This is a genomic window from Actinomadura darangshiensis (assembly GCF_004349235.1).
In the GTDB taxonomy this organism is placed as follows: Bacteria; Actinomycetota; Actinomycetes; order Streptosporangiales; family Streptosporangiaceae; genus Spirillospora; species Spirillospora darangshiensis.
The window spans coordinates 1-14,978 of the sequence record NZ_SMKY01000223.1; the positions used below are offsets into that span (position 1 = coordinate 1).

At 72.2% G+C, this 14,978-nt stretch carries 16 protein-coding genes and 2 pseudogenes; 4 read left to right on the plus strand and 14 right to left on the minus strand.

The annotated features are described in order from the left end of the window. Window positions 1-5: 5 nt before the first annotated feature. The 3 genes and pseudogenes from E1293_RS33985 to E1293_RS33995 all read right to left on the minus strand — a co-directional run bounded on the left by E1293_RS33985 (window position 6) and on the right by E1293_RS33995 (window position 2,866). Window positions 6-695: a polysaccharide deacetylase family protein gene (locus E1293_RS33985; protein WP_132201964.1), complete on the minus strand. Its 690-nt coding sequence runs from the start codon at window positions 693-695 to the stop codon at window positions 6-8. Window positions 696-740: 45 nt separating this feature from the next. Then, window positions 741-1,448: pseudogene (locus tag E1293_RS33990) on the minus strand (glycoside hydrolase family 11 protein); the annotation flags it as partial. Between the two features lie 401 nt (window positions 1,449-1,849). Next, entirely contained in the window at window positions 1,850-2,866 is a 1,017-nt protein-coding gene (locus E1293_RS33995; protein ID WP_132201966.1) for a TerC/Alx family metal homeostasis membrane protein, read from the minus strand. A gap of 155 nt (window positions 2,867-3,021) precedes the next feature. Between E1293_RS33995 and E1293_RS50985 the strand changes: the two are divergent. Continuing rightward, window positions 3,022-3,576: pseudogene (locus E1293_RS50985) on the plus strand (DUF2238 domain-containing protein); the annotation flags it as partial. 102 nt (window positions 3,577-3,678) lie between these two features. Here the strand turns inward: E1293_RS50985 and E1293_RS34000 are convergent. Continuing rightward, complete coding sequence (locus E1293_RS34000) at window positions 3,679-4,041, minus strand: DsrE family protein (RefSeq protein WP_132201968.1); 363 nt, start codon at window positions 4,039-4,041, stop codon at window positions 3,679-3,681. Between the two features lie 199 nt (window positions 4,042-4,240). On the opposite strand from E1293_RS34000, the gene E1293_RS34005 reads away from it, so the two are divergent. Continuing rightward, window positions 4,241-4,726 carry a heme-binding beta-barrel domain-containing protein gene (locus E1293_RS34005; protein ID WP_132201970.1) on the plus strand — a complete coding sequence of 162 codons (486 nt, stop codon included), beginning with the start codon at window positions 4,241-4,243 and terminating at the stop codon, window positions 4,724-4,726. A 26-nt stretch (window positions 4,727-4,752) separates the two neighbouring features. On the opposite strand, the gene E1293_RS34010 is transcribed toward E1293_RS34005, so the two are convergent. After that, window positions 4,753-5,580: a beta-keto acid cleavage family enzyme gene (locus E1293_RS34010; RefSeq protein WP_132201972.1), complete on the minus strand. Its 828-nt coding sequence runs from the start codon at window positions 5,578-5,580 to the stop codon at window positions 4,753-4,755. A 20-nt stretch (window positions 5,581-5,600) separates the two neighbouring features. On the opposite strand from E1293_RS34010, the gene dtd reads away from it, so the two are divergent. Beyond that, window positions 5,601-6,026, plus strand: coding sequence for a D-aminoacyl-tRNA deacylase (gene dtd, locus E1293_RS34015; protein WP_132201974.1), 426 nt, complete (start codon window positions 5,601-5,603; stop codon window positions 6,024-6,026). Between the two features lie 9 nt (window positions 6,027-6,035). On the opposite strand, the gene E1293_RS34020 is transcribed toward dtd, so the two are convergent. The 3 genes from E1293_RS34020 to E1293_RS34030 form a co-directional block, all read right to left on the minus strand. Further along, window positions 6,036-6,527, minus strand: a complete 492-nt coding sequence (locus tag E1293_RS34020) for a hypothetical protein (protein WP_132201976.1) — start codon at window positions 6,525-6,527, stop codon at window positions 6,036-6,038. 80 nt (window positions 6,528-6,607) lie between these two features. Then, window positions 6,608-7,591 carry a CAF17-like 4Fe-4S cluster assembly/insertion protein YgfZ gene (ygfZ, locus tag E1293_RS34025; protein WP_132201978.1) on the minus strand — a complete coding sequence of 328 codons (984 nt, stop codon included), beginning with the start codon at window positions 7,589-7,591 and terminating at the stop codon, window positions 6,608-6,610. A 10-nt stretch (window positions 7,592-7,601) separates the two neighbouring features. Further along, on the minus strand, window positions 7,602-8,018 hold the full coding sequence (locus E1293_RS34030) for a Fur family transcriptional regulator (RefSeq protein WP_132201980.1): 417 nt from the start codon (window positions 8,016-8,018) through the stop codon (window positions 7,602-7,604). A 456-nt stretch (window positions 8,019-8,474) separates the two neighbouring features. Here E1293_RS34030 and E1293_RS34035 point away from each other — a divergent pair, with 456 nt between their 5' ends. Beyond that, entirely contained in the window at window positions 8,475-9,428 is a 954-nt protein-coding gene (locus E1293_RS34035; protein ID WP_243716927.1) for an asparaginase, read from the plus strand. Here the strand turns inward: E1293_RS34035 and E1293_RS34040 are convergent. The 6 genes from E1293_RS34040 to E1293_RS34065 form a co-directional block, all read right to left on the minus strand. After that, entirely contained in the window at window positions 9,425-10,003 is a 579-nt protein-coding gene (locus tag E1293_RS34040; protein WP_132201984.1) for a TetR/AcrR family transcriptional regulator, read from the minus strand. The two genes, E1293_RS34035 and E1293_RS34040, sit on opposite strands and share 4 nt — an antisense overlap. Before the next feature lie 80 nt (window positions 10,004-10,083). After that, window positions 10,084-10,557, minus strand: coding sequence for a hypothetical protein (locus tag E1293_RS34045; RefSeq protein ID WP_132201986.1), 474 nt, complete (start codon window positions 10,555-10,557; stop codon window positions 10,084-10,086). Window positions 10,558-10,597: 40 nt separating this feature from the next. Next, on the minus strand, window positions 10,598-11,842 hold the full coding sequence (locus E1293_RS34050; protein WP_243716928.1) for a CynX/NimT family MFS transporter: 1,245 nt from the start codon (window positions 11,840-11,842) through the stop codon (window positions 10,598-10,600). Then, window positions 11,839-12,561, minus strand: a complete 723-nt coding sequence (locus E1293_RS34055) for a FadR/GntR family transcriptional regulator (RefSeq protein ID WP_207939251.1) — start codon at window positions 12,559-12,561, stop codon at window positions 11,839-11,841. The genes E1293_RS34050 and E1293_RS34055 overlap by 4 nt, the downstream gene beginning before the upstream one ends. Before the next feature lie 172 nt (window positions 12,562-12,733). Further along, complete coding sequence (locus tag E1293_RS34060; protein ID WP_132201988.1) at window positions 12,734-13,105, minus strand: hypothetical protein; 372 nt, start codon at window positions 13,103-13,105, stop codon at window positions 12,734-12,736. A gap of 73 nt (window positions 13,106-13,178) precedes the next feature. Beyond that, the gene (locus tag E1293_RS34065; protein WP_132201990.1) at window positions 13,179-14,918 is read right to left on the minus strand and encodes a DUF2207 domain-containing protein; all 1,740 of its coding nucleotides are present in this window, start codon (window positions 14,916-14,918) and stop codon (window positions 13,179-13,181) included. Window positions 14,919-14,978: the final 60 nt, after the last annotated feature.

Below are 14,978 nucleotides of genomic sequence, written 5' to 3' on the forward strand. Positions count from 1 at the left end.
CGGGGTCAGGTCGGTGCGACGGCGCGGCCGGTCTGCGGGGAGATCATGCCGGCGCACAGGCCGCGGCCGGCCAGCGTCTGCGCGATGCGCGGGATCGCGGCGAGGGTGTTGGCGGGCCATTCGTGCATGAGGATGATCTGGCCGTTGCCAAGGCGGCCGACGGCCTGCACGATCGCGTCGGTGCCGGCGCCGTTCCAGTCCTGCGAGTCGACGTCCCAGATGATCTCGGTCAGGCCGTACTTGGCCTCGACCGACCGCAGCGTCGCGTTGGTCTCCCCGTAGGGCGGGCGGAACAGTCTCGGTGTGCCGCCGCCCGCGTTGGCGATGGCCTGCTGGGTCCGGGAGACCTCCGAGTCCATCTGCGACTGGCCCTGCTGGGTGAGGTGGGGGTGGGTGTAGCTGTGGTTGCCGATCCACATCCCGGCGGCGGCCTCGGCCTGGACCTGGGACGGGTAGGCGGCGGCGTACTGGCCCTCGTTGAACATCGTGGCCCGCAGCCCGTTCTGCCTGAGCGCGTTGAGCAGGGCCGGGGTGTGGTCGTTGGACGGGCCGTCGTCGAAGGTCAGGCCGACGTACCCGTTGCAGGCCGCGGCCTGGGAGGGGATGGCGGCGGCGACGGTGCTCACCGCGGCGATGGCGGCGAGCGCCAGTCCGGTGGCGAGGGAGCGTTTCGATCGGTGTGGTCCGGTTCGCATGGCGGGGTCCTTTTCATGGCGGGGGACGGGAGCGCCGGCGGTTCAGCCGACCGAGATGTTGGAGCTTCCGCTGCTCTGGTAGCCCTCGGTCGCGAGGATCATGTAGTACCGGAAGGCGCCCAGGTTCATCCCGTGGCTCGCCCAGGCGTCGAAGTGGTTCCCGGTCGTGATGGTTCCCCCGGTCCGCTTCGACTGCCGGACGCTCCAGTACTGCTGGAAGGTCTTGGTGCCTTCGACGGACGGGGCGTTCGTCCGGGTCGTCTGGTAGATGTCGTAGGTGCCGCCGTCGCTGGTGACGGTGCCCTTGTAGGTCCCGGTGGGCCGGTAGGTGCCCCAGTTGTCGACGATGTAGTACTCGACGAGCGGGTTCGACGTCCACCCGTACAGGGCGAGGTAGGCGTTGCCGGACGGGTTGAAGCTGCCGGAGTAGTTGACGGTCCTGCGTCCGCCGTTGCTCCAGCCCTTGCCCGCGACGAAGTTCCCGACGTTGCTCCAGTTCGTGCTGTAGCTGCCGCCAGATCCCAGGGTCATGGAGACCGATCCGCCGCCGTCCGTCCAGAACGAGTAGTAGTACCCGTTGTTGGTACCGGTCTGGTTCGAGGTGATGGTGGTGTCGGCGTTGGCGGTGCCCGGCACGAGGGCCGTGGCCGCCGCCAGTGCCACGGCGCAGGCGCCGATGACGGGCTTCGTGCGGAGGAACGGTCCGGGCCGGCGGCGTCTGCGGCCGGCTGCGGGGATGGCGGTGTCGCTCATTTGCGCGCTCTTCATGGGGGTGGGTCCTTACTTGAGGGCGCGTGACATGACCCGGTCGGCGCGGTGGCCACGGGTGCGGGGGAGTTGGGCGGCGGTCGCGCGGTGGACGGCCGGAGGCTGCGCAGGACGGATGACCCGGGTCGGCGGAGCCTCGGGGGTGGTCGAAGTCCGCCGATGGCGACAGTGTTGGCCGGGCACTTCTGCGTGTCAACAGTTTCGGAAACGTTTCGGAACGAATGATCGCGTTAAGGCGACCTTTCGCCTGTTCAGTACGCAGAATTTCCGACTATGTCCAAAACGGTTGCACGCGGCCGCGTAACGTGATCAAGGTTGGAGAGGAAGTCTCCGAAACTTTTTATCGAATTTCGGAGAAGTGTCGACTGCCCGAGCGTCGGTCCGGGTCAGCGGGCGGCGGGTTCCTCTTCGGGGCGCTTCTCGCGCCGCTTGCGGATCGAGCCCGCCTGCGCCTTCTCCTCCGGATGGCGGTGGACGCGGACGAGGCTGGCCGCCGTCGTGAACAGCAGGATCACCAGGATCACGCCCAGCGAGAGCGGCGTCGGTATCTCGGGGACGGACTTCGTGACGTCCTCGTGCAGGAACTGCAGGATCAGCTTGACGCCGATGAACGCGAGGATCACCGAGAGGCCGATCGACAGGAAGACGAGGCGTTCGAGCAGGCCCTCGATGAGGAAGTAGAGGGCGCGCAGCCCCAGCAGCGCGAACGCGTTGGCGGTGAAGACGAGGAACGGGTCCTTCGTCACGCCGAAGACGGCCGGGATGGAGTCGAGCGCGAACAGGACGTCGGTACTGCCGATGGCGACGAACACCAGGACCAGCGGCGTCATGACGCGGTGGCCGTCCTCGTGGGCGAGCATCCGGCCGCCGTGGAAGTCCTGGCTCACCGGCAGGATCTTGCGGGCCCCGCGGACGAGGAAGGTGTCCTCCACGTCGGGTTGCTCGTTGCGGTGCCGGATGAGCTGCACCGCCGTCCAGATCAGGATCAGCCCGAAGATCAGGAAGGTGAAGGAGAACAGGTTGATCGCGGCGGCGCCGACCGCGATGAGGGCGGCCCGCAGGACGAGCGCGGCGGCGATGCCGAACAGCAGCGCCTTCTGCTGGAACTCCGCCGGCACGGCGAACCGCGCCATGATGATCACGAAGACGAAGAGGTTGTCGACCGACAGGCTCTTCTCCACGATCCAGCCGGAGAAGTACTCGGTGCCCGCCTTGGAGCCGCCGAGGACCCAGACGGCGAGTCCGAACAGCAGCGCGACGCCGATGTAGAACACCGACCAGAACGTGGCCTCCCGGATGTGCACCGCGTGCGGCCGCCGGACGGCGACCAGCAGATCGAAGACGAAGAGCGCGAGGATCAGCGCGATCGTCGCGCCCCAGGCCCATGCGGGTATGTCGACCATCCTGCTGCTCCAGTCGGTGCGGGGCTTCGCCAGTCCTATAACCGTTCTGCCGTGCTTCTACCTCCGGACCCCGGACGGCGGGGGCGCAGGCACTCAGGCGGGTCTGAGTATTCGAGCCGATGCGGCGCTGCCGGATGAAAGGCGAGGCTGCGGGCATGGAAACCACACGCCGGCGCCCGCCCCGTCCCGCCAAGGCGGCCGCGCTCACCGCCAAGGCGGCCCTCGCCGCGCTCCTCGCGCTCGTCGTCGTCTTCCCGGAGTGGGACCGGTTCGCGGACAAGGCCATGGGCGTCCGCGTGGCGGCCTATCCCGCCGCCGTCATGGTCGTCACGCTCGTCTGGGCGCTGCGCGGCCGGGGCCGCCCCTTCCCCTGGGACGTCGACCTCCTGGTGACCCTCCCGTTCGTCGTGGACGTCGCCGGGAACGCCGCCGACCTCTACGACACGATCGGCTGGTTCGACGACGCCTGCCACTTCGGGAACTGGGCGCTGCTGAGCGCCGCCGCCGGGCTCGTCCTCCGCCGCCGGGGCGGCCTGCCGACCTGGTCCCTGGCCCTGACGTGCGCCGGGCTGGGCGCCATCTCCGCGATCCTGTGGGAGTTCTTCGAGTACGGCGTGTTCATCCTCGACACCCCCGAGACCGTCACGATCTACCGCGACACCATCGGGGACCTCATGCTCGGCCTCGCCGGGTCGGTCGCCGCGGGCCTGGTGATCGCCGCCCGGGGGCCGCGCCGCCCGCGGGTCCGGCCGGAGCCCGCCGGACGCCCGCGCCTCAGCCTGGACACGACCGTCCACCTCACCCTGGACGGGTCAGTACACCAGCGCCTGGACGTCGTCCAGGGTGATCTCCTCGACGAACGTGGAGGCGCCGGCGATGCGGATGCCCGGCAGGACGTCGTCCGGGCCGATCTCGCGGCGGGCGGCGCACTGGGTGCAGAGGGTCACGCGCCCCGAGCCGAGGATGACGGCGAGAAGATCGTCCAGGGGAGTGGCGTGCGGCAGTGAGAACTCGGCGGCCTTGCCCGGCAGCGCGAACCACGCCGACTCCCCGGTCAGCCACAGCGAGACCGGGACCCCGCTCGCCGCGGCCGCCGCCGCCACCGTGAACGCCTGGTTGCTGCGCTCGGGGGCGTCGGCGCCCGCCGTCACCTTGATCACCAGTGGTCGGGCCATAGCCGCACTCTAGTCCCGGATACCGCGTAGCATCCTGCGGTGTGGGCGGAATGGCGAACGCGGCGGTCCTGGTCATCGCCCTCGGACTGATGGCGGTGGCCGCCGTCCTCCTCGTGATCCGCCTCGGCCGCCTGAAATAGGACGGTTTCACCAGGCCGCGGGACGCGCGCGGCCCGGCGCGCCGCTACGCTCGGTGTCCATGGATCCTGAGCTGCACCCGGACCTTGAGCCCCTGAAGTTCCTGCTCGGCACCTGGGAGGGCGCCGGCGTCGGCGGCTACCCGACGATCGAGTCGTTCAACTTCGGCCAGGAGATCTCCTTCGGCCACAACGGGAAGCCCTTCCTGAGCTACGCCAGCCGCACCTGGAAGATCGAGGAGGACGGCACGCTGGGGCGTCCGCTGGGCATGGAGACCGGGTACTGGCGGCCGCGTCCCGACCACCAGGTCGAGGTGACGCTGGCGCATCCGACCGGCATCGTCGAGATCTACGTCGGGAACGTGGCGTTCAACCGGGTGGAGCTGGAGACGGACGTCGTCGCGCGGACGGAGTCGGCCAAGGAGGTCACCGCCGGCCACCGCCTGTACGGGCTGATCGGCGAGGACCTCGGCTGGGCCTACGACATGGCGGCGATGGGGCAGAAGCTCCAATCGCACCTGTCGGCGCAGCTCAAGAAAGTGTCCTGAGCACACGACTCCGCCCGCGCGAAGGCTCAGCGGCGCTTGACCGCCAGCAGAGCGCGGGCGTCCGCGGCGGACATGGGCGGACGCTGGGCCAGGTTGGCGGCTTGGGCGGCGCGCTCCACCAGCTGGGCGTTCGCCGTCACCGGACGTCCCTTGGCGAAGGTGACCGTGTCCTCCATGCCGACGCGCAGGTGGCCGCCCGCCGACAGGGCGGCGAGCATGACGGGCAGGGACGTCCGGCCGATGCCGGTGGCCGACCAGGTGGCGCCGGACGGCAGCGCCTCGACGGCGGCCACCAGGGAGCGGGCGTCGCCCGGCATGCCGCCCGGGACCCCCATCACCAAGTCGCAGTGGACGTGGCCGCCGTACGGGAGGCCGTGCTTGCCCAGGAGGCGGTGCAGCGCCGCCACCTGGCCCAGGTCGAACAACTCGAACTCTGGGACGACCTCCAGGTCCTGTGTGCGCTTGTAGAGCTCCTCCATGAACGGCCAGGGGTTCATGAACACGTCGTCGCCGAAGTTGACCGTCCCGCAGGTGAGCGAGCACATGTCGGGTCCGGCGTCCAGGACGCGGAGGCGGTCCTCGTACGGGTCGGTGACGGCGCCGCCCGTGGACAGCTGGACGATCAGTCCCGTGCTCTCCCGCAGCGCCGTGACCGTGTCCCGCAGCAGGGCCAGGTCGAGCGTCGGCTGCGCGTCGTCGTCGCGGATGTGCACGTGGATCACGGCCGCGCCGGCCGCCTCGCACTCTTTGGCCGTCTGGACCAGTTCATCGAGGGTGACGGGCAGGGCCGGGACATCCGCTTTCGCGGACTCCGCGCCCGTGGGCGCCACCGTGATGAGCGTCGTTGCTCCCATAGGCGGCAGAATGCATGGTCATGCGTGCGGTAGTCCAGAGGGTGAGCCAGGCCAGCGTGTCCGTGGCCGGGCGTGTCGTCGGCGAGATCGAGGGGCCGGGGCTCCTGGTCCTCGTCGGCGTGACGCACGACGACGGCCCGGAAAAGGCCCGCAGGCTGGCCGCGAAGCTGTGGGGCCTGCGGATCCTGCACGACGAGAAGTCGTGCTCGGACGTCGGCGCGCCGCTCCTCGTCGTGAGCCAATTCACTCTCTACGGGGACGCGCGGAAGGGCCGCCGCCCGTCGTGGACGGCCGCCGCCCCCGGCCCGGTCGCCGAGCCCCTGGTCGACGCCGTCGTCCGCGAGCTGAGGGCGCTGGGTGCGAAGGCCGAGACGGGCGAGTTCGGCGCGGACATGAAGGTCGCCCTTGTCAACGACGGCCCGATCACCCTCGTCGTGGACGTCTGAGGCGGGCGGTCAGCGGAAGCCGTAGACCATCCCGACGAGGGCGGCGACCGTGCCGGCGGTCGCGAGGAGGATGAGGGCCCGGTCCTGCGGGACGAGGCGGCCGCGGAGTTCCCCGGAGACGACCACGACGCCGGTCCTGTCCTCGTCCTGGTGCGGTTCGCGCTGGAACGGGTTGCGGAGGCCGGCGAGCCGCCACAGCGCGTCGTTGCGGAGCCGCTGGTGGTCGGGACGGCGGCAGGCGAACAGCCGCCCCCTGGTGCGTTCCGTGCAGGCGGCGCCCTGCGGCGTCAGCACCCGGCACATGGTCGGGACGAGCATGAACTGGTACAGCGACCACGCCAGCAGCCCGAGCAGCGCGACGCGCCACGAGTTCAGCCACCACGCCGCCCCGGCGATCGCCGCGAACAGGGCCCACCACACCAGCGCGGACTCCCGGCCGGGACGGCGCCGGGTTCCCCGTCTGGCCGCCGGCGGTCCCTCTTTCCCCAGGTTCGCGACCATCGGTAGGAATCCGCCTTCCCCGGGCAGCGACAGGTGAGAAATCGTCTATGTCCGACGATATTCGCCCGGGGGGCGCGCTGCTACCCGTGTTTTGCCGTACGGCGGCGAAGGGCGATCTGCGCGTTCGCGCCGGTCTCCGGCGAGACGACGACCTCCTGCGCCGCCGCGACGCCGCCCGCCAGCAGCTCCGCGTCCACCGGGACGTTCCGCTTGACCAGCGCCAGCGCGACCGGCCCCAGCTCGTGGTGCCGGGCCGCCGACCCGACGAACCCGACGGTGCGGCCGCCGGGGATCCCGACCGGGTCGCCGTGCGCGGGCAGCCGGTCGACGCTGCCGTCCAGGTGCAGGAACACCAGGCGGCGCGGGGGCCGCCCCAGGTTGTGGACGCGCGCGACCGTCTCCTGCCCCCGGTAGCACCCCTTGCTGAGGTGGACGGCCGTCTCCACGTAGCCGGCCTCGTGCGGGATCGTCCGGTGGTCGGTGTCGAGCCCGAAACGGGGACGGTGCTCGGCGATGCGCAGCGCCTCGTAGGCCCAGCTGCCCGCCGGACGCAGGCCGGCCGGGAACTCGCCGCGCGGGACGATCCGGGTCGTGGTCCCGGCGGCGTCCGGCCAGGCCAGGGCGCCCTCCCCGGCGCCGGGGCCGGTGACCACCATGTACTCCGCCGACACGTCGGCGACCTCGACCCGCAGCATGAACCGCATCCGGTCGAGGAACTCCACCAGCGACGGCGCCGTAGCCGGCTCGACGTGCGCCCAGACGGCCTCGCCGTCGTCCACCAGGAAGAGGTGGTGCTCGATGTGCCCGTTCGGGCCGAGCAGCAGCGCCTCGGTCGGCTCGAACGGCTTCAGGGCGTCCAGGTGCTGGCTGAGGAGGCTGTGCAGCCAGGACAGGCGGTCCGGCCCGGAGACCCTGACGACGCCCCGGTTGCTCCGGTCGACGAACGCCGTCCCCTCCTCCAGGGCGCGTTGCTCGTGCGACGGGTCGCCGTAGTGCGCGGCGACCTCCTGGTCGGGCGCGTCGGCGGCGACGGCTCCGGGCGACTGCAGCAGAGGGCTCTCCATGCCGTCCAGCCTAATTCGCGCGGCAGTCCTTGCACCGCCCGTAGACAGTGAGGTGGTGCACGTCGGTGTCGAAGCCGAAGTCGCGCTGCAGGACGTCCGCGAGCCCGGCGGCCGCGCGCGGGTCGACGTCCTCCACGGTGTGGCAGCCGCGGCAGACCAGGTGGATGTGCTCGGCCTCGGCGGCGAGGTGGTAGTTCGGTGGGCCGTGCCCGAGATGGGCGTGCTTGACGAGCCCGAGCTCTTCGAGGAGTTCGAGCGTCCGGTACACGGTGGAGATGTTCACGCCGCGAGCGGTGCGCTGCACCTCGGTGCAGATCTCCTCGGGGGTCCCGTGCTCCAGGTTGGTGACCGCCTCAAGGACCAGCTGGCGCTGCGGGGTCACCCGGTACCCCTTCGCCCGCAGCTCCTCCTGCCACGACTCGACCATGTACCGAGTCTAGGTCCGGTCGCCGGGGCCCGTCCCCGCTCCGCGTTCAGCCGTCGGAAAACTCGCTTGCCTCGCCGCGGGACGCTCGCATACGTTCGGGGGACGCGCGAAAGGAGGTGGTCCAAGAAATGGTTGATTCTAGGACTCGCGAGGTGGCTGTCCGCTAGTCGCCGTTCCGCCTCGGCGCCGCCGCCCCCGGCGGTGGCAACCGGTCGCGACGGTGACCGGCGAATCCCAGGCAGTTACCCGATCCCCGGACCGATGGACCCGTCCTGTCCGTCGCCCCGCCACCCGGCGGGAAGGTCCGGGGATCGTTCATTTTCCGGGCGGGGCGGATGCGGTTCCCCGCGCTGATCTGGGTACTTGACCATGGAGGTAAGCGGGTCCCCCGCCGGATGGGAGGGGCCCGCATTTCGGTGCGGGTCTTTGTGGAGGGGCGCGGTGGACGTTAATCCTGTGCTTGTCGAGGTGGAGCGGTCGGGGTTCGTGGAGTCCCGGCACCGGGGGGCCGCCGTCGGGGTCGGTGCGGACGGGGGCGTCGCCGTCCGGGCCGGGGACCCCGGGGCGCCGATCTTCCCGCGGTCGGCGAACAAGCCCATGCAGGCGGTCGCGATGCTGCGCAGCGGCCTCGACCTGGACGGTGAGCTGCTCGCGCTGGCCGCCGGCAGCCACTCGGGCGAGGACTTCCACGTCGAGGGCGTGGAGAAGGTCCTCGCCGGTGCCGGGCTGGTCGCGGACGACCTGCGCTGCCCCGAGAGCTGGCCGCTCGACCCCGCGACGCAGCAGGATGTCGCCCGGACGGGCGGCGGGCCCTCGCGGCCGCGGATGAACTGCTCCGGCAAGCACGCCGCCATGCTCGCCACGTGCGTCGCCGCCGGCTGGCCCACGGAGTCCTATCTGGACGTCCAGCATCCGCTGCAGCTCGCCGTCCGCGCCGTCGTCGAGGAGCTGGCCGGCGAGCCCGTCGCGGCGGCCGGCGTCGACGGGTGCGGGGCGCCGCTGTTCGCCGTGTCGATCACCGGGGTCGCGCGGGCCTTCCGGGCGCTCGTCCTCGCCGGGCCGGGCACGCCCGAGCGGCGCGTCGCCGACGCCATGCGCACGCACCCGCAGTGGACGTCCGGCACCCGGCGCGAGGAGCGGCAGCTGATGGACGCCGTCCCCGGGCTGCTCGTCAAGTGCGGCGCCGAGGGCGTGGACGCGTTCGCGTGCGCGGACGGGCGCGCCGGCGCCGTCAAGATCGACGATGGGGCGATGCGGGCGCGGACGCCCGTGACCGTCGCGCTGCTGCGGGCGCTCGGCGTCGCCGGCGGCGCCGAGCTGGACGAGCTGTCGATCGTCGAGGTGCGCGGGGGCGGCGGCGTCGTCGGCGCCATCCGCCCGGTGCCGGGCGTCTTCGGCGGGCCCGGTTAACCCTGTGCCGGCAGGAGCCGGGTCACGATCTGCCCGATCAGGCCGGTGGTGGAGTAGGGCTCCAGAATCGCGGGGACGGTGAGGTCGTCCAGGAGCAGGCCGGCCATGGCGAAGTACAGCAGCGCGACACCCGTGGCGTCGCCGGGCAGCCCGGCGTCCAGGTGGTACCGGACGATCTCCTCGTGCTCGGCGGTGAGGAAGCCGCTGAGGTCGGCGTGCAGTTCCGGGCGCCGTGTCGCTTCCAGCCGCAGCTCCAGCATGGCCAGGTAGCCGGTCCGGTCGCCCCTCATGCGCTCCAGCAGCTGGCGCATCAGCTCGGTGACCAGGTCGTGCGTGGGCGCCTGCCGCATCGTCTCGGCCAGCGCCGCCGGGTCGGGGGTGAGGCGCTCGCGGGTGCGGTGCATGACCTGCGCGAGCAGGTCGGCGCGGTTGGCGAAGTAGTTGGTGGCGGTGCCGGTGGGCACGCCCGCCTGCGCGTCGATCGCGCGCAGCGTCAGGCCGCGCGTCCCCTCGCGGGCGAGTACCTCGATGGCCGCGTCCAGCAGGGCGGCACGGCGGGCCGGGTTGCTTCTCACTGTGTGCTGTCTCCGTCGCCTTCAGACCACTGCAAACAGAGTACAGCGACCCTGGAGTCAGCCGGACGGCGCGCGCCCCGTCAGCCGGAGGTTCGGGCCCCGCCCGCCCGCCGTCTGCGCCGGCGCCGGCGGGACGGGCCCATCAGGGCTCCCTGGCGGGCTTCGGCGTTCTCGGGCTGCTTGAGCTCCTCGAACTCTTCCTTGAAGAGGGTCTGCTCGTACAGGATGCCGTCGGCCCCGACGTCCCTCGGCTCGCGTCCCGGCTGAGGGTTGTCCTTGCGGAACTCCTCCCACTGGCTCTCGCGGTCCGGCGGGTAGCTGTGGGAGAACATCCCCGGCCGGTAGGTGTACAGGCCGCCCTGCTCCATGCCCCGGTGGTTGTCCTGGTCGTTCCGGCGTTCCGGCCGCACCTTCCTGGACGAGGCGGCGATCGTCAGGTACAGCCAGGCCAGCAGCGCGATGACCGCCAGGACCGGGATGATCCAGGCGAAGGCCAGCGCGCCGGTCGGAGCCGTATCCGCCTGGACCGGGCCGGCGACGATCGTGGTGAGCATGGCGGACCACCTCCCGATGGCGTGTCGGCCCCCGTGGGGGTCAGTTAGGGATGTGTCCGCTAATTTCCCTGTTAACCCCTTCGGGGGCCGGTTCGGCGGGCGCGCCCACCATGCGGAGCCGGCCCGCCGACACGCCGGGGACGGTCATCCCGGCGGCCACCGCCAGCACGCCGACCATCGGAACGGTCCAGCCGCCGGTGGCGTCGTGCAGCGCGCCGAGGGCGAGCGGGCCGAGCGCGGCGATGACGTACCCGACGCCCTGCGCCATCCCCGAGAGCTGCGTCGCGACGTGCGTGTCGTGGGCGCGCAGCCCGATGAACGACAGCGCGGTCGCGAACCCGAGGCCCTGCCCGAACCCGAGGACCGCCGTCCAGCCCCACACCATGCCGATCGGCGCCCAGGTGACCCCGGCGAACCCGATCGCGCTCAGCGCCGCCGTGGCGATCACCAGCGGCCGCTGGTCGCGGAACCGGCGGGCGAGCACCGGGACGGCCAGCGACCCGACCGCCTGCACGGCCGACGACAGCGCCAGGACGTACCCGGCGGGCGCCTCGGCCATCCCGCGGTCCTGGCAGATCGTCGGCAGCCAGCCGAGCACCACGTAGGCCAGCAGCGACTGCATGCCCATGAACACCGTGACGTGCCAGGCCAGCCCGGACCGCCACACCAGCGCGGCGACGCCGTGCGGGGCGGCGGCGGGCGGGGCCGACCGCGCCGCGTGCGCCGCCCGCCGCGCCCGCGGCACCCAGATCAGCCCGGCCAGCGCCGCCGGGATCGCGAGCAGGCCGAGCGGCAGCCGCCAGGTGGAGTCGAAGAGGTCCTCCACCGGCACGGCGAGCCCGGACGCGACGGACGCGCCCACCGTCACCGCGACCGTGTAGATCGACGTCACCGTCGTGATCCGGGACGGGTGGTCCCGCTTGATGATCGCGGGCATCGCGATGTTGCCGATGCTGATCGCGACGCCCGCGACGAGGGACCCGGCGAACAGCGGGAACGGGGCGTTCAGCAGGCGCAGCAGCAGCCCCACGATGAGCAGTGCCATCGCGCTGACCAGCAGCGTCTCGCCGCGCGGGGTGCGCCGCAGGAACGCCGCGGCCAGCCCGTAGGAGCCGAAGAACACCAGCGGCAGCGTGGTCAGCGCGCCCGCCGCCGTCCCGGACAGGCCGAACCCGTCGCTGATCTCGGTCAGCAGCGGCCCCACCGCCGCGAGTGCCGGCCGCAGGTTGACCGCCACGATGACGATCATCAGCAGGGAGCCGGCGACGGCGCGCCGTCCCGTCACCTGGCCGCCCCCTCGCCCGTGGCCTGGTCGCCCGTGGCCCGGTCGCCCGTGGTCTGGTCGCCGAGGAGGGTCTCCAGGACGGCCAGGGTCGGTTCCACGACGGCGGCCGCGGCCGCCGCGGCGGCGTGCGGGTCGGCCGCCGTGATCGCGTCCAGCACCGCGCGGTGCGCGGCCGGGCCCGCCTCCGGCACCTCGTGGTCCAGCCTGATCGCGCGCATCGACTCGTGCAGCCGCTCGATGAAGAACCGCATCGCCTCGATCAGCACCGGGTTCCGGGACGCCTCCGCGACGCCCATGTGGAACCGCGCGTCGGCGGCGCCGAACGCGTCCGGCTCGGTGGCCTCGTCGCGGGCGCGGAGCAGCTCCTCCAGCCGCGCCAGGTCGGCGCCGGTGCGGCGGCGCGCCGCGAGCCGGGCCGCCTGGACGTCGTAGGCGAGCTGCACCTCGAACACGTGCCGGGCGGACGCGCGCGACACCCTGGTCAGCAGCGGGCGCGGGTCGCAGCTGCTGCGCACGTACGTTCCGTCGCCGCGCCGCACCTCCAGCACCCCGACGTGCGACAGCGCCCGGATCGCCTCCCGGACGGCCGGACGGCTCACGCCGAGTTGCGCGGCCAGGTCCATCTCGCCGGGGATGCGCTCCCCGACCGGCCATGAACCCGCGCTGACCTCCGCCTGCAGCTGGTCGAGGACGGCGTCGACCGTCGAACCGCCCGGCACCGGACTCAATCCCACAAAAGCCCCCAAATTAAGATGTCAGACATCTTACGAGCACGACCCGTGGTGACCACCGGGAGGGGTCTCGGTGATCACCACGGGCGTCTGCGGCGCCCGCCGGACGGGGGTGTGGGTGGGAGCCGGATCCGGCGGGCGCCGCGGCTTCGGCGGCGGGTCAGCGCAACCGGGGCGGGCGGAACCTCCGGCGCGCCCTGGCCGGCGGCCTCCGCGCCTCGTGCCGCTCGGCCTCCTCGACCTCGCGCGCGTGCTCGATGTGCGCCATGACCTGCCGGTGCGTCACCGACGGGGCCGGGTCGCGGCGCGTCCGCTGGGACGGGCTGCCCTGGATGATGCCGCCCATGACGGGGCCGCGGTGCGACAGGCCGTCGTCCCCGCCGCGGTAGTGCCGCCGCTTGCGGGACGTCGTCAGCAGCACCGTGATCCAGCCGATCAGCGCCAGGAAGATGACGGCCGGGCCGATCGCCATGAAATAGGCGTCCCCGAGCCGCCAGGAATCGGCGAGTACCGAAACGTCGAGTACCGGCATGAGGCGACACCTCCTCGCCTCATGCCTTTACCCCCAGCCGGGAGGTTAACCGTCCGGTAACCGCCGGCGCGGGTCACAGCCCCCGCGACTGGGAGATCGAACCCGAGGTGGCCAGCGTGAACGTCCGCATCGACTCGGCGAACTTCGACAGGTCCCATTCCGCCGGGCCCTCGTACCAGTAGAGGTTGTCGGCGCCCTCGGCCCGCTCGCCGGCGTCCTTCACCGTCTCCGCCCACTTCGGGACGGCGTCGAACACGACCGCGTACGGCAGGAACCGGGAGAACAGCGCGATCCGCTGGCGGGACGCGGCCGCGTCGCCCGCGAGGGCGCCGCGCTCCAGGAACATGCGGAAGCCGATCGTGTGCGCGAGGACGGTCGCGCCCCGCGCGGTCTTCGCCGGCATGTACTGGCCGCCGTAGGCCAGCGCCGCGCCCGCGATGATCAGCGCGAGGCCGGCCAGCGCCCACTCGGTGGTGAACGCCAGCGCGACCGTCCCGGCGATGCCGAGCAGCGTCACCAGGATGCCGGCGATCGTCCACCGGGACCGGACGGTGTCCGGACGCCGCGCGAACCAGCCCTGCTTGACCACGTCGTCGTACATCGCGGACCTGACCTGCGCCAGCTTCGTCGCGAACGTCCCGCCCAGCTCGGACAGCTTGACGGCGTCGCGGCCCGTTCCGTCGGGCGCGGTGAGCAGCGCGTCCAGCAGGATCCGCTCGTAGGGGAGCAGGTCGACCTGCGGGCGGTCCAGGCGGCGCAGCGTCCAGTCGAGGCGGCCGGTCCGGGCCCGGTCCTCCTCCTCGATCAGCAGGTAGCCGCGGACGGCGAGGTCGACGATCGTCGCGGTGACGTCGATCACGTCGGCCTGCTCGTCGATCAGCGTGCCGATCTGGCCGGGGCGCACCCCGTCCGGCGGCTCGAACTCGGCCCCGGCGAGCGGCGCCTGGTCGCCCTCGGCGGCCTTCTTCTCGACGACCCTCTTGTCGCGCCCGCGCAGCAGGTACAGGACGGCGAGGCCGCCGAGGAGCAGCACCAGCAGGCCGGCGAGCGCGCCGCCCGTCACGCCGTTGACGGAGAACGCGGTCGCGAGCGTGTGCCGCCGCTCGTAGAGGGCGTGCCCGCCCGTCGTGCCCGCGGGCAGCCCCGCGACGACCGTCAGGTACTCGCCCGGCAGCATCCCCTGCTGCGCGTACACGCCCTGCGTGTGCGTGTGGTTCGTGTAGTACTGCGTGCAGCCGATCGTGCTGCCGATCGGACCGGTGAAGCAGTTGACGCTGCGGATCATCGCGTCGCCGTCGACGGTCGCCTTGGCCTCGTCCAGCGGCACCTTCCAGCCGCCGATCACCGGCCAGCGCAGCTCCTCCGCCGCGCCCTGCCGGGTGATCGCGCCGCGCAGGTCGTACTCCAGGACGACCGTGCGGTCACCGGTCAGCTTGCCGCCGCCCGACACCGTGACGGTCGTGGTCGTCTCCCCCTCGGACGAGGCGACCTTCGACGGCCCGCCGTCCGGGCTGCCGGCGCGCAGGTTCTCCAGCTTGTAGACGCGGTCCTCGCTGAGGCTCTCGTGCGTCCGGGTCGGGAACGTCCGGCGGAAGCCGTCGTGCCCGGCGAACCGGTAGACGATCGTCTCCTTCACCTTGACGGTGCCGCCCTGGCCCGCGGTGAGGACGACGTGGTCCTTCAGGACCCGCTCCGCCGCGGTGATCCGCTCGTCCGCCGCCGCGGAAGTGCTGGTCAGCGCGGGCAGGGCCAGCGCCGCCGAGACCATCAGGACAACCGGGCGCGACCGGACCATCGCCGCAAGAGCAGACATGGCCGCAAATGGTAGCGGCAATGCATGCGATGATTCTGCGCTATGGCAGGTCATTACCCC